This window comes from Isoptericola croceus (genome assembly GCF_029382255.1).
GTDB classification, from domain to species: Bacteria; Actinomycetota; Actinomycetes; order Actinomycetales; family Cellulomonadaceae; genus Isoptericola; species Isoptericola croceus.
This window is the reverse complement of record NZ_JARLLG010000198.1, coordinates 1-276: the sequence shown is the minus strand read 5'-3', so window position 1 is coordinate 276 and position 276 is coordinate 1. Positions and strand designations below refer to the sequence as shown.

The 276-nt window shown below is 62.0% G+C and carries 1 protein-coding gene; it reads left to right on the top strand.

The genetic code is table 11. The annotated features are described in order from the left end of the window. The coding region (locus PZC42_RS21165; RefSeq protein WP_277214099.1) for a superoxide dismutase at positions 1-276 on the top strand (276 nt) is incomplete at both ends.

The following is a 276-nucleotide window of genomic DNA, read 5'->3' as shown; positions in this document are numbered from 1 at the left end:
CTCTTCTGGACGTGGATGACGTCGCCGGGCTCGACCAACACGGCCCCGCACGGCGCCCTCAAAACCCGCATCGAGGAGGACTTTGGCTCACTTGACCAGATGAAGCAGGAGTTCAATGCCACCGCGTCATCACGCTTTGGCTCCGGCTGGGCGTGGCTTGGTGTCAAGGATGATGGCAAGCTTGCCATGACCTCCACCCCCAACCAGGATAACCCACTGATGCCCGGTGTAGACCAGCCACTTATCCCCATCCGGGGTCTGGACGTGTGGGACCCC